Raw genomic sequence first — 14,942 nt, forward strand, 5'->3', positions numbered from 1 at the left:
TAATTAACTAGCATGATAAAACGTTTTACAACCCTTGCATTTGCTTCACTTACAGCACTTTCTTTCGCTCAGCAAGATGCACAATTCAGTCACAATATGTTTAATAGACTTGCCATAAATCCTGGCTATGCAGGTACAAGTCAGGCGTATTGTGCAACATTGATTTATCGTAATCAATGGACAGGTTTTGAAGGTGCTCCTAAAACTATTTTGTTTAGCGGAGATGCTTTTGTTCAGCCATTGCACGGTGGAGTAGGGCTTACCGTTGTTTCCGATAATTTAGGTTTTGATAAAACGTTTATTGGTAAACTAGCGTATTCATTCAATCAACCGCTAGGTCCTGGTATATTAGGCGTTGGTCTAGAATTAGGTGCTATGCAAAAATCGTTAAGCGGTAATTGGATTGCACCAGATGGTCCTGCAGCGTTAGATCAAGCTATTCCTGCGGCTGGAGTTACAAAAACTACATTTGACTTAGGTTTTGGAGCGTATTACACAACCAACAAGTTGTATTTTGGTATATCTTCCTTGCACTTGCCGCAAACAGATTTCAAAGATTCAAAATATCCTAAATATAAATTCGACATGGTGCGTCATTACTATTTAATGGCAGGCTATGATTGGAGTGTAGCACCTACTATCGATTTAAAACCATCTGTATTTGTTAAATCAGATGCTTCTTCAACGCAGTTGGATGCAAATTTATTGGTTTTATGGAATAGAATGATTTGGGCCGGAGCTTCTTATCGTTTAACAGACGCAATAGTAGCATTGGTTGGCTTTCAAAAGGATATGGGCAAAATGAGCTTTAAAATAGGTTATTCATACGATGTTACAACATCTACATTAAAGAACTACAGCTCTGGTTCACATGAAATATTGTTAGGATACTGCTTTAAGCTAGATACTAAATCTAAGCCTACAAGTCATCAAAATGTACGTTTCCTATAATTTTATAAAAAATTATTAACAAGTTTGTAACTTTTTTTATATTTATGCGTTTAAGAACAATTACAAACAACCCCCAAAATAAACAGGACATATGAAAAAGTTACTTTTACTAGCGTGTTTTGCCGCATTCGTAGTCGGTTGCGGTAACAAAGGCAACGGTGAGTTAACGGGCGTGCAGGGAAGAGAAGAGTGGTATCAGCCAGATCCTTTCGGAATGTTGTTTATTCCAATGGGGGCATTTCAAATGGGGCCCGATGATGATGATGTTCCGTTTGCACATACTACAAAACAAAAAACAGTTTCTGTACAAGCATTTTATATAGACGATACAGAAATTTCTAATAATGAGTACCGTCAGTTTGTTAATTGGGTAAGAGATTCTATGGCATATCGGTTATTAATAGATAATGATGCAGAAACCTACGGAATCGCTCAAGATGAATATGGGCAGGACATTGACCCACCACTTATTAATTGGGAAGCCAAAATTAAATGGAACGAACAAGAATCTAGAGAGGTTTTAGAACCACTTTATTTACCTCAACAAGAGCGTTTTTACAATAGAAGAGAAGTTGATACCAGACGTTTGAACTATGAGTACTATTGGATTGATTATAAAACCGCATCTCAAAAGCAAAACAGATTTATTCCTGAAAAGTCGCAAGACAAAAACGGGAAAGAATACTTAAATGGAAAAGGATCTTATACTGTTAACGGTCGTTCTGGATTGGATAGAAGTGTATTTATCATAAAAGAAGTAGTAAATGTGTTCCCTGATACGTTGGCTTGGATTCATGATTTTACTTACTCATTCAACGAACCAATGACACAAATGTATTTTTGGCATCCTGCTTACGATGATTATCCGGTGGTAGGTGTAAATTGGAAACAAGCAAAAGCGTTTTGTGTTTGGAGAACTAATTTGTTAAATAGCTACTTAAATTCTATTGGTGGCGCAGTTGTAAATGACTTTAGGTTACCAACCGAAACAGAATGGGAGTATTCTTCTCGTGGCGGTTTAGCATTAAGTCCATACCCTTGGGGAGGTCCTTATATCAGAAATGCAAGAGGTTGTTTCTTAGGTAACTTTAAGCCTATGCGTGGTAGCTATATTGATGATGGCGGTTTCCATACGGTAAGAATTTTCTCTTACAATCCGAATGATTATGGTTTGTATTGCATGGCAGGTAACGTTTCAGAATGGACTAGTAACGCATATGATGAATCTGCATACGATTTTTCTCATGACTTAAACCCTAACTACGAGTACGCAGCACAGGATAATGATCCAACTGTATTAAAGCGTAAAGTAATAAGAGGCGGTTCTTGGAAAGATGTTGGTTACTACATGCAAACCAGCTCCCGTAGCTACGAATACCAAGATACAGCAAAATGTTATGTGGGCTTTAGATGTGTGATGACATATCTTGGTCGTGCTAAAGACGATAATCTATAGTATTTTTTATAATCCAAATAAATTAATAAACTAAAAAACCTACAAATTTATGGCAGGAGGATTCATAGGCGGTAAAGCTTGGAAAAAAATGATGGCCAAAGTATATGGCCTTGGTGCTGCAATCGTAATCGTTGGCGCGATGTTTAAAATTCAACACTGGCCTGGTGCAGGTCCGATGTTGGTTGCCGGGTTAACTATTGAGGCGCTTATATTTGCGTTCTCGGCATTTGAACCTCCACACGAAGAGGTTGATTGGAGCTTGGTATATCCTGAATTGGCAGGAATGCATGGAGATGATCCTTCCCATGCAATAGAAAGTAAAGAAGAACCTGCTCAAGTAGGATCTGTTACTGAGCAACTAGATCATATGTTAGAAGAAGCTAAGATCGGTCCGGAACTTATTGAGAGTTTAGGTGCTGGCTTACGTAACCTAAGTGAAAACGCTACCAAATTGTCAGATATTTCTGAAGCTACTGCTGCTACTAGTGAATATGTTGACAATATGAAAGGTGCTTCTAAGTCAGTTGAAACATTATCAAATACATACAACCAAGCATCTTCGGCTGTGTTGTCAAGTTCTCAAGATTTGGCAAGCTCATATTCAAAAGCTACACAAGCATTAGAAAGTTTTTCTGCGTCTAATCAAGGTTCTTTTGAAGAGGCTAGAAATTATGGAGAACAATTGCAAAAAGTTTCTCAAAATTTATCTTCTTTAAACGCATCGTATGAATTGCAATTGCAAGGATCTAACGACCATTTAAAAGCTACATCACAGTTATATAGCGGTATAGAATCTTTAATGAAAAACTTACATGAATCTGTAGAAGATACAAAGCGATACAAAAATGAGATAGCTCAATTAACAAGTAATTTAGAGGCTTTAAACACTGTTTACGGAAACATGCTTACTGCTTTAAATTATAAAAAATAGTAGCCCAATTAATCTTAATATAAACCCAATAACAACTATTTAGTATATGGCAGGTGGTAAAGAAACCCCAAGGCAGAAGATGATTGGTATGATGTACCTAGTATTGACGGCCTTGCTTGCGATGAACGTTTCTAAGGATATTTTGGATGCTTTTATCATTGTTAATGGTGGCTTGGAAAGAACCAATGCTAACTTTGAAAAAAAGAACGAAAAAACCTATACAGACTTCAAAGCTGCATTGGAGAAAGATAAGGCAAAAACTCAGCCTTATTATGACAGGGCAATGACTACTAAAAAATTAGCAGGGGATTTGGTTCGTTATATTGACGACATGAAGAAGAATCTTATTGCTGTTACAGATAAAAAACCAAAGGAAGTAGCGGATACCACAAAACTGAAAAATGTTGAGAGTAAAGATAATTACGATGAACCTACGCGTGTTTTAATTGGACCTGAGCCATCAAAACCAATTGAGGGAGACTTGACAGCAACCGCCTTGAAAAAGCGTATAGCTGATTTACGTTCCGGTTTATTGCAACTATTTAATGATGAAAAATTATTTTTGCCTGGAAAGAAAAAAGAGATGGAAGGTAAAATTGGATTAGAAACACCAGACTTCGGAGTAGTTAACGGTGTAAAAGAGTCTTGGGAGTCAGGCAACTTTTATCATTTACCTTTAGCTGCCGTAATTACTAATTTATCTAAAATGCAGAATGATGTTAGAAATGCCGAGGCTGATGTTCTAACGGAGTTGTTTTTAGCAGTAAAAGGCAAAGACTTTACTTTTGATAAACTTACAGCAAAAGTTATCGCACCATCTAGTTACATTTTAGCAGGCGATGACTACAAGGCAGATGTGTTGTTGGTAGCGTTTAACTCTACTCAAAACCCTAAAATTATTGTTGGGGCAATTGATACCACAAAAAAAGGAGAAGATGCTAATCCACTGGTAAATGCGGATACAACTGTTCTTACAGTTGAGGGCGGTATGGGTAAATATGTAAAAGCTACCGGTGGCGAAGGCTTGCAGAAATGGTCTGGGGTTATACAAGTTGAGAAGCCAGGAGGAGGATTTAGCTATTATCCTTTCAGTTCTGAGTACATGGTTGCGAAACCCGCTGCGGCTGTTTCTCCTGATAAGATGAATGTGTTTTATATTGGGGTTGATAATCCTGTATCTATTACGGCTGCTGGTGTTTCTCCTGAGCAATTAGCTCCAAGTGGCTCTAATTGTACAATTTCAGGTAGTAAAGGTAAATACACTGTTCGTGTTACTACTGCTGGAGAAGCGACTATAAATGTAATGGCTAAGTTTGGAAGTACATCTAAATCAATGGGAAGTTTTAAGTTTCGTATAAAGACCGTTCCTAACCCTATTGCAATGATTGTGGGTAAACGTGATGGTGATATTGTTAAAAAGTCAGAATTATTATCAGCATCAACTATGATTGCTAAATTGGAAAATTTTGATTTTGATCTTCCAGCAACTATTACAGAGTTTGGTCTTTCGTTAAATTATAAAGGGCAATTAATGACATTAGAGTCAAAAAGTAGCAAGCTTACTACTGAGATGATGACTGTTTTGAAAAGTGTGCCTCCAGGAACAAAGCTGTTTTTTGAATCAGTTAAGGCCAATGTAGCAGGAACAACAAGAAAAATAGGTGGTATTAATCTTAAGGTGCAATAATTATAAATCTAATTAAGGAGGTACATATGAAAAGACAAATTTTTATAACAACAACATTACTAGTAGTAATTTGTTTGGCGTCCTTTTCTCAAAACGTATTAGATGGCGTTTGTATAAAGGAACACACTCCTAAGAAGAAATTTATTCCTTATACTCCTTTGCGTGAGGCCGATGTATTGTGGAGCAAACGTATTTGGAGAATTATTGATTTACGAGAGAAAATCAATCACCAATTATATTATCCTACTGATCCGATTAATGACAGGAAAAATTTATTTGATGTTATTAAATCGGCATTAACTACTGGTCAGCTTACTGCATACGCTAATCCCGTTACAGACGATGAGTTTAAAGCTCCAATGACCAAGTCTGAGATTGAGGGCCTTTTTATCAAGTTAGATACAAACTACATTGATGATGGAACTGGTAATATGGTTGCGACACCTGTTCAGATTCCTTTAGAATCAAGCAAGATAATTCAATATTGTATAAAAGAAGATTGGTTTTTTGATAAACAACGTTCTGTAATGGATGTTAGAATTGTTGGTATAGCCCCGATGATGGAAAAAACTAGTGAATCTGGTGAGGTGCAAGGATATCAACGATTGTTTTGGATTTATTATCCAGAGGCAAGACCTGTTTTTGCGAATGCAGAAGTTTATAACAGAGGTAATGAATCAGAAAGAAGAACTTTGGAAGATATTTTTTGGAAGAGACAATTTGGAAGTTATATAATTAAGGAGAGTAATGTTTATGATAGAACAATCAATCAATACAAAACAGGTTTGGATGCTTTGTTAGAGGCAGAGAGAATTAAAGAAGAGATATTCGAGTTCGAACATGATATGTGGCATTTATAGTTAAGAATATAGTTAGTATAAAAAGAAGAAACCCAACTTCGAAATATTTCGAAGTTGGGTTTCTTCTTTTTATACAGATTAACTGTGCGTGTATTTTTAGTTGGTTCTATTAACCCTAAATTGTGTTTGCTTTAATTAAGACAGATAGTGTGCTTTTTAATTAGCGCAAAATATATGCGGGTGATTATTCAATTGCTAGCTAAAAATTGGGTTTAAAATTGTTTCTATGATAATTATATACCCATATCTCGTATGGGTGTTTGGGTATTGTTATTTCTGTGCGCGTGTTACAAAAAAGGCTGCTAGAAAGGAATATAAAATATTCGGAATCCATACGGCTATATATGCCGGCAATACCCCGTTTTGAGCAAATACATGCGATACCTGCATGAATAAGATATACGAAAATGCAATTAGTAACCCTAATCCAAGATGCAATCCTGTTCCGCCACGCACTTTGCGGCTTGCTAGTGACACGCCTATGAGAGTAAGAATAAAAGTGGAAAATGGATTTGCAAAGCGTTTGTATTTTTCTACCTCATAAAATTCAATTTTACTAGCACCTTTAATTTTTTCCTCTTCTATAAATGTGTTAAGTTCTGTAAAATTCATTGTTTCTACATTCGTTACTCGTCTCGAAAAATCGGCAGGAGTAAAGTTGTAGGTAGTGTCTATTCTTGCACCTCGTTTTATAATTTCTCCTTTGCTTGTAAGGTAGCGTTCGTGGTAATCCAGTATACTCCACTTGTTTATAGAGCTGTCCCATTTTATTTGCTCCGATAGTAATTTATAGTATAGTTTTCCTTTATCGAGTTTTTCCAACGAGAATTTATACCCAATATTATCTTGGTTGTTGTATCGTTCCATGTAAATAAATGTGCCAGGCAAAATTTGTCGGTGTATGTTTATTTCTTTATTTCTGTATGGGCTAAATATATATTTGTTTTCAAAATCAAGTCTCTTTTTATTGGCATGAGGAATAACCGAGTTGTTTAGATATACCGACAATATTGCTAAAACCAACGCACCTAAAAAATAAGGATACAAAAATCTATAGAAACTTACACCGCTGCTTAAAATGGCTATTACTTCTGTGCGTGTTGCCAATCGTGATGTAAAAAAAATAACAGCAATAAATGTAAATAGTGGGCTAAACATATTTACAAAATATGGGATAAAGTTTAGGTAGAATTTTACTATTTGCTCAAACGAAGGTTTATTGGTAACAAAGTCTTCGATCTTTTCAGATATATCAAAAACAATTACAATTATAATAATTAAGGCGATGGAGAAAAAAAAGGTGCCTAAAAACGTTCTTAATATATACCAATCAAGTTTTTTCAATGGGGTGAAAATAATTTGCAGTAAATCTACTCTTTTTACCCTAAAGTAAATATCTTGTATGCTAAATATTGAATAGCGGGTGGCAAAAAAAATTAAAAGTATTTTTAAAAAAATTATACTCGGATTGATTGTTGTAGTTGGTTTATCATCTGCAATTACTGGTGTATTGGTGTATTGGGTAATTTACAAACCCAATGTTTCGTTAGGCACAAAAAAATCGCAATTTATATATATAAAAACCGGAGCTACGTTTGATGATGTGGTTAATTTGCTGTTTGATAATAAAATTATTATAAATAAAAAGAGTTTTGTATGGCTAGCGAATAAAAAGAAATATACTGCCGCTGTAAAGCCCGGAAAATATAGGCTATTGGCTCGTATGGGAAATAACGAACTCATTAATATTTTACGAGCAGGTATTCAAGAGCCTGTATTTATTAATTTTGCCGGACTTAGAACTCCCGAACAATTGATAACACGTGTGTGTAATCGACTAGAGGCCGATTCGCTAGAGATGAAGCAAAAGTTTAACGACTCGGGATATATAAGTAAATATGGATTTACAAAAGATAATTTTTCAGCATTGTTTATTCCTAATACCTATGAGTTTTATTGGAACACTTCTGTAGATGAATTTTTGGAGAGAATGGCAAAAGAGTATAGAACGTTTTGGACAGAAGAGCGAAAGGCAAAAGCACGAAAGTTGCAGCTGTCGCAAACAGAGGTTGCTGTATTAGCTTCTATTGTGCAAGGAGAGCAATGGCGATTTAATGACGAAAAGCCCATAATTGCCGGCTTGTATATAAATAGATTAGAAAAAGGAATGTTGTTGCAGTCTGATCCAACTGTAATTTATGCTGTAGGAGACTTTACTATTAACAGAGTGCTGAATGCTGATAAAGAAATTGATTCGCCTTACAATACTTATAAATACAAGGGTTTGCCACCTGGGCCAATTGGATTTCCGGAAGTATCTTCCTTAGATGCAGTATTAAATTATCAGCACAATGATTATTTATTTATGTGTGCAAAAGAAGATTTGTCGGGCAGACATTATTTCGCAAAAACATACGAACAGCACCAAGTGTATGCTACAAAATACAGAGAGGCTCTTAATCGATTGAATATAAAGAGATAATAATTATCGAATAACGCTAACGTGACCAATGTGTTTGTGTTTTATTCCAAACTCGTCAGTTATTTTAATTAACCACACATAAACATCTTGTTGCACAGGATTGTCGTGTCCATCTCGTTTTCCATTCCATCCCTGCTTAGGATCGGTACTATGCCAAATTTGTAATCCCCATCTGTCGTAAATCCACATTTCGAATTTAACGGCTCCAATTACAACAGGAAAAAACAAATTGTTTTTGTCATCGCCATTTGGAGTAAATGCATTAGGGATATAAAATACAAAATCAGCTCCAATGATTACTGTTTTATTGGCAGTATCCCTACATCCAAACATGTTTTCTGCAATCAATGTAGTTTCGTACCGACCGGTATCATCGTAAGTATATAATGGATTCACTCCAGTTTGAAATGGTGAATTGTCGCCAAAATTCCAGAAATAAGATGTGGCATTGGAAGATAAGTTGGTAAATAAAATGGATGAATTGACAATTGTTGTTGGTTGCGGTGTTACACTGTAGTCGGCTACCGGAATAGGATGTACAACAATACTATTTTGTTTTATTAAACTATCCACACAGCCATTTGTATCTGTTACAATAAGTTGAATGGAGAAAAGACCGGTATCGGTAAAGCATATGTTTATCGTGTCATTTGTAGATGTTGCTCCATTGCTCATACTCCAAGCCGAAGTTGTATTTGCTGTTGTATTTTTTAATGTAGTACAAACTATTCCACACCCTGCCGAATCGCTGATTGCAAATGTAGCTGTTGGCTTTGCCACAGATACAACAGTATAAGCCGTATCAAACGTACAACCGTTATTATCCGTTACTAATATGGTGTATGTTCCTGCAGTTATATTGCCAATAGAGGAAGATGCAACTAGGTTGTTCCATAGGTAGGAATATCCTGGTGTTCCACCTCCTGCAATTACACTAATAGATCCATTGGTTGCGTTTTGGCAACTTTTTTGAATTGAAGTAACAGAAAGTGTAATCGCAGATGGCTCTGTGATGGTAACAGTGGCGGTGCTTATACATGCGTTGGCATCTGTAATCACTACTGTATAGGTTGCAGGTGATAAGCTATTTACGGAAGATGTTTGTTGATTGTTGCTCCAACTGTAGGTGTATGCACCTGTTCCTCCGCCTGCAACAACGGATGCAGTCCCATTATCAAGTAAATTACACGCACTATTCGAAGATGTAATTATGCTTGTAAGTTGTGTTGGTTGTGTAATTAAGTAACTAACGACTAAATTACAGCTATTATTATCAGAGACAGTAAGTGTATAAGACCCTGCTTGCAACCCTGTTATGTTACTTGTAGTTTCAGTGTTACTCCAACTGTAATTATAATTGCCGGTGCCTCCTAATGCTGTTACTGTAATGCTTCCGTCTGATCCCGAAAAGCAGCTTACTTCCGATTGGCTATTATTTAATACGATTGATGCCGGTTGTGAAATAGATACCGATTGCACATATGTACAACCTTTCGCATCCGTTACTTGTAGTGAGTAATTACCTGCTGCTAGTCCTGTTGTGTTTATAGTTGTAGATCCGTTTGTCCAAACATAGGTGTATGCTGGCGTTCCACCCGATGAGGATGCAACTAATGCAGTTCCGTTCGAACCTCCACTACAACTTACCGAAAAGCTTGCAACAGAAATGTTGATTGGTAATGGCTCTGTTATAGTAAAATACTCTGTTGTTGAGCAGCCATAAATATCAGTAACTAATACAGAATAATTTCCTGCGTTCAAATTAGCGGTAGATGTTCCTTGAGTAGCGTTGCTCCAATTAAATGTGTGTGCGCCTGTTCCTCCGGAAGCTGTTGCAGATGCACTGCCATCTGTTCCTGCAAAACAACTAACGTTAGTAGTGGTTACAGCACTTGTTATAGGAGTGGGTTCTGTAATAGTTACAGTGTCTATTCTTGTACAATTATTATTGTCTGAAAGTGTTAGTGTATATATTCCTTGTGCAAGATTAATAATGGTGCTTGTTATATCCGAGTTGCTCCAGTAATAAGAGTAATTTCCAACACCACCAACTCCGGTTGCAGCTATAGCAGCATCGTTAGACAAGTAGCATGTATTATTTGTGAGCGTAATAATTGATGTAAGTGGTGTAGGCTCTGTAATTACATAGTTCGTTATAAGTGAACATCCGTTGGCATCGGTTGTTGTTAATGTATAGCCACCTGCCGATAGATTTAAAAGTGTATCAATAGTTTGGTTGTTATTCCACAAATAGGAGTACGGTATTACTCCTCCGGTAAGTTTAGTAAATATAGCTCCGTCAGTTCCTTGGTTACAGCTTACATTCGTAAACGTTGTACTATCTGCAATAGCAGTAGGCTCCGTAATAATCGTTGTTTCAATTAATGTACATCCATTGGCATCTGTAATAGTTACAGAGTAGTTGTTGGGAGCTAATCCACTTACAGATTGCGTTACACCATTGTTACTCCATAAGTAGGAATAAGGTGCGGTTCCACCTGATACATTTACCGATGCTGTTCCGTTATTAGCTATATAACAAAGACTGTTTGATGTACTTATTGTGGCGCTGAGTGCAGCCGGTTGATTGACAGTGTATGTAGATATTTTTTGGCAACTATTGCTATCCGTTAATGTTAAGGAGTAAATTCCTGCTATGATATTAGAGATATTAGCGGTTTGTTGTCCATTGCTCCAGTTGTAGGTATAAGAGCCTGTTCCACCAGTAGTATTTGTTGTAATGTTTACATTACTTCCTCCGAAACAACTGATGTTAGAGGGGTTCGCAGTAACAATAATATCTGTAGGTTCAGTAATAGTTACAGTTTGTGTAATTGTACATCCGTTTGCATCGGAGATTACTACTGAGTAATTATTTGGACTCAGGCCAGTAATTGTTGGAGATACAGAACTTGTATTCCAATTATAGGTGTAGGCTCCTGTTCCTCCAGAGGCATTAACAGAGGTATATCCGTTGTTAGACTGATAACACGATGCATTAGAATAGCTTATACTTGCAGATAATTGTGTTGGTTGCGTAATTGAATAATTTATGGAGGTGCTACAATTGTTAGCATCGGTAACAGTTAATGAATATGCTCCAAATGTGATATTGGAAAGAGTAGATGTGGTTTGTCCATTACTCCAAAAATAGTTATAGCCAAGTGTTCCGCCAGTTACGGTAGGGACTAAACTTCCGTTGTTTCCTGCATAGCAACTTACATTTGAAATTGCTGTATTTATAGCTAGTACTGCAGGTTGGGTAATAGAAACGGTATGTGTGTTTGTACATCCTTTGGCATCAGTGATGGTAACGGAATAGTTATTTGCAGCTAACGAGTTTATGGTTGCGTTTTGATTGTTGTTACTCCATAAATAGGTATAGTTTCCAGTTCCTCCGTTTGCAATTACAGAAGCCCAGCCATTGTTTGCCATAAAGCAGTTTATGTTCGAAGAAGTAAGTGTAGAGGTAAGCTGTGACGGTTGATTGACTGTATAGGTAGAAGAAACGGAACAATTGTTTGCATCAGCTACAGTAACGGAGTAAATTCCGGATAATATGTTTGTAATAGCGGAGGTAGTTGCTCCATTGCTCCATGTGTAGCTGTAGTTGCCTAGCCCTCCAAGTGCAGTAACGGTGATGCTTCCGTCAGTTCCGTTAAAACATTTTACATCTACGATGTTGTCGTTTATTGCTATTGAACTTGGTTGTGTAATTGTTATGGCTTGTGTAATGGTACAACCTTTAGAGTCAATAACTGTGAGAGAGTAATTGCCAGCGGCCAAACCAGTGCTATTTACGGTTGTAGTACCATTGTTCCAAATATAAATGTAACCTGGTGTTCCGCCAGTTGATGATGCCACCGTAGCGCCACCACTGGCTGTCCCATTACAACTTACAGATAAGGTAGTGATAGAAACAGAAATTTGGGTAGGTTCTGTAATTGATATTGACTCTACAATTGAACAACCGTTTGCATCTGTTATAGATACAGAGTAGGTTCCCAAGCTTAGCCCACTAGCGGTTGCTGTTATTGAATTGTTTGTCCAACTGTACGAGTAAGGACTTGTACCTCCAAGAGCTGCAACAGTTGCGACCCCATCTGTTCCTCCAAAGCAGCTTGCATGTGTAGGTGCAATAATTCCAACTAACGGGTTGGGTTCTGTTATAATAGCAGTATTGATTCCGGTACAGCCATTGTTATCTGTAATGGTTACAGAGTAGGTATTTGCGTTTAAATTAAGCGCTACAGCTGTAGTTGCACCATTGCTCCAGGAATAAGAATATGCGCCTCCTCCAACGGTTATTGACACCGAGGCCGAACCATTGTTGTTACTATAGCAAGATGCATTTGTAGAAGAAGTTATAGATTGTATATTCGGATTTACAATAACCATCATTGTATCCGTTCCTGTAAATCCTAATGTGTCTGTTATTGTTACTGTATACATAGTGGTTGTAGTAGGACAAACATTTAGTATGGCCCCAGAAGTTCCTGTGCTCCAAGAGTATTGATATGGTGGAGTTCCTGTACTTCCAATAGCAGTTACGCTAGCGCATGTACCACTACATACACCTATAGTATTAGCCGTTACAACAGGTTTTATACAAAATACAGTTACTGTTTTGCTGGCCTGTGCCGAACATCCATTTTTGTCGGTAACTGTAAGTTGGTAGTTGGTTGTAGAAGCAGGTGTTGCCATTGGGTTGGCAATATTTGCATTATTTAAAGAGCTTGATGGAGCCCAGGTGTAGCTAATTATATTAGGCCCTGCAGTAGCCTGCAGTTGTGTGCTGTCTCCTGGGCAAATCTGCTTGTTATTTCCCGCACTAGCTGATGGAAAGGGATTGATGGTGATATCCATATTGTTGGATGTATCTGTACATCCAAATGAAGTAGAAACAATAAGGTTATATAAGCCACTGCTGTTTATTAAAGTATTTTGGGTGTTTGCTATGGTGTTTCCATTAAAATCTTTCCAAATATAGGTTGCATATCCCGGTGGTCCCTGTAATGTATAAGGTCCGCAATTTTTTATACAGCCGGGCGGTAATATACTCAAATTCGGTGCAGGGTTCTTCTTTATCTTAATGGAGGCCGAATTTGAACAATTGTTTTCATCTTGAACGTATGCATAGAATGTTCCTGCATCGCTTGTTTGTAATGTATTGCCTTGAGTGCCATTGTTCCAGTAGTAGGATAAGTTACCTGTTCCTCCACTAGAAGTTGCGGTTAGTGTTACGACCGCACCATCGCAAAAGGAGTTTGTTCCAGTAATTACAGGCGGAGTGGGTAGAGGCGCTGCAGTGACGTTTACAGTTCCTGTAGGTACTTTACAGCCAGTAGTTTTGTCAGTGATAATAGCAGAATAATTTCCAAGATTAGTAGTGTTATATGAGCTTAGTGTTGCTGTTGAAATCGCTACGCCAGAGTTATACCACTGATACGAATAATTACTGCTTGAATTTACACTTGCATAAAATGTACTTCCGCTACAAAGCTTGTTAGGACCGGGATAAAAACTGTTGTTTGGTAACGGGTTTACAGTGACAGTAACAGTAGGAGGTGATGATGTACACCCCAATGTATTAGTAACAGCTACAGAATAAACTCCACTTTGGATGGCTGAAATACTTTGAGTTGTTGCATTATTAGACCAAAGGTAGCCCAATCCAGTTGGAGCAGTTAAAACGACTTGACTCCCATAACAGAATTTTAATGATCCATTTGTGGTAATTGATCCGTTAGGTGCAATGCTTCCTATTGAAATAGTTTTAGTAATACTACTTGTACATCCGTTAGCATCTGAAACAGTAAGAGATACAGAATAATTACCACCACTAGCATAGGTATGAAGAGGATTTTTAACTCCTGAGCTTGTTGCATCTCCGAATCTCCAATTCCAGCCAGTTGTAGTTGATCCTGTGGAATTGTCCGTGAAAACGGCTGGGGAGCCTGCGCATGCAGGTACTGCATTGAAATTGGCAATCGGATAAGGAACAACGGTAATAGTTTTTGTCTCAACAAAAGTACAGCCTCCTGCAGTAACAGACAATGTAACTGGATAATTACCGGGAGGTGAATAAAAATGTGTTGGATTTTGTGTTGTTCCATATGGAGATCCATCTCCAAAATCCCATGTCCAAGAAGTCACAGGGGATGCTGGTGTAGTGATTGTAAGGTCTGTAAAAGAAGCTGTACCACACGCTATGTTACTGGTAAAATTTGCTTTTGCCGGAATTTCAATCTCTATAAAGTCAAATCCATTGTATGTAGGTGTAAACCAAAATAAAAAAAGTGCGGAATAAAAGCCCGGGTTTGCATATGTGTATGTTGGATTTTGAAGGGTTGATGTGCCGACACCATCTCCAAAATGCCAAAGCCATGAGATGGTTGGGATGGATGTGGTGTCATAGTAAAATACATTTTGTGAGCAAACTCGAATTATAGTATCTGTGCCCGCTAAAAGTGAGGGTAATGAATACTTATAAGATCCACCACCATTAGGGGAATCGTGTTTAATCGGTAATAAGTTTTGACTATTAATTAACGAACCAATTGGAGGAGGAGTTG

8 protein-coding genes are annotated in these 14,942 nt (G+C 37.4%); 6 read left to right on the forward strand and 2 right to left on the reverse strand.

Annotation, left to right across the window (positions count from 1 at the left end; all coding sequences use genetic code 11):
• The first annotated feature begins 12 nt into the window (after positions 1-12).
• The 5 genes from J0M08_12720 to gldN all read left to right on the forward strand — a co-directional run bounded on the left by J0M08_12720 (position 13) and on the right by gldN (position 5,885).
• Positions 13-951, forward strand: a complete 939-nt coding sequence (locus J0M08_12720; protein ID MBN8703923.1) for a type IX secretion system membrane protein PorP/SprF — start codon at positions 13-15, stop codon at positions 949-951.
• Between the two features lie 91 nt (positions 952-1,042).
• Positions 1,043-2,407, forward strand: coding sequence for an SUMF1/EgtB/PvdO family nonheme iron enzyme (locus J0M08_12725; protein MBN8703924.1), 1,365 nt, complete (start codon positions 1,043-1,045; stop codon positions 2,405-2,407).
• Positions 2,408-2,456: 49 nt separating this feature from the next.
• The gene (gene gldL / locus J0M08_12730) at positions 2,457-3,338 is read left to right on the forward strand and encodes a gliding motility protein GldL (GenBank protein ID MBN8703925.1); all 882 of its coding nucleotides are present in this window, start codon (positions 2,457-2,459) and stop codon (positions 3,336-3,338) included.
• 46 nt (positions 3,339-3,384) lie between these two features.
• Entirely contained in the window at positions 3,385-5,025 is a 1,641-nt protein-coding gene (gene gldM / locus J0M08_12735; protein ID MBN8703926.1) for a gliding motility protein GldM, read from the forward strand.
• A gap of 26 nt (positions 5,026-5,051) precedes the next feature.
• Positions 5,052-5,885, forward strand: a complete 834-nt coding sequence (gene gldN, locus J0M08_12740; GenBank protein MBN8703927.1) for a gliding motility protein GldN — start codon at positions 5,052-5,054, stop codon at positions 5,883-5,885.
• Positions 5,886-6,155: 270 nt separating this feature from the next.
• On the opposite strand, the gene J0M08_12745 is transcribed toward gldN, so the two are convergent.
• A complete protein-coding gene (locus tag J0M08_12745) occupies positions 6,156-7,229 on the reverse strand; it encodes an LptF/LptG family permease (GenBank protein ID MBN8703928.1) in 1,074 nt (357 codons plus the stop codon).
• A 79-nt stretch (positions 7,230-7,308) separates the two neighbouring features.
• Between J0M08_12745 and mltG the strand changes: the two genes are divergently transcribed.
• The gene (gene mltG / locus J0M08_12750; protein ID MBN8703929.1) at positions 7,309-8,367 is read left to right on the forward strand and encodes an endolytic transglycosylase MltG; all 1,059 of its coding nucleotides are present in this window, start codon (positions 7,309-7,311) and stop codon (positions 8,365-8,367) included.
• A gap of 3 nt (positions 8,368-8,370) precedes the next feature.
• On the opposite strand, the gene J0M08_12755 is transcribed toward mltG, so the two are convergent.
• Positions 8,371-14,942: PKD domain-containing protein (locus J0M08_12755; GenBank protein ID MBN8703930.1), on the reverse strand; the 6,572-nt coding region annotated here is incomplete at its 5' end.

The sequence above is a fragment of the Bacteroidota bacterium genome (genome assembly GCA_017303975.1).
In the GTDB taxonomy this organism is placed as follows: Bacteria; Bacteroidota; Bacteroidia; order JAFLBG01; family JAFLBG01; genus JAFLBG01.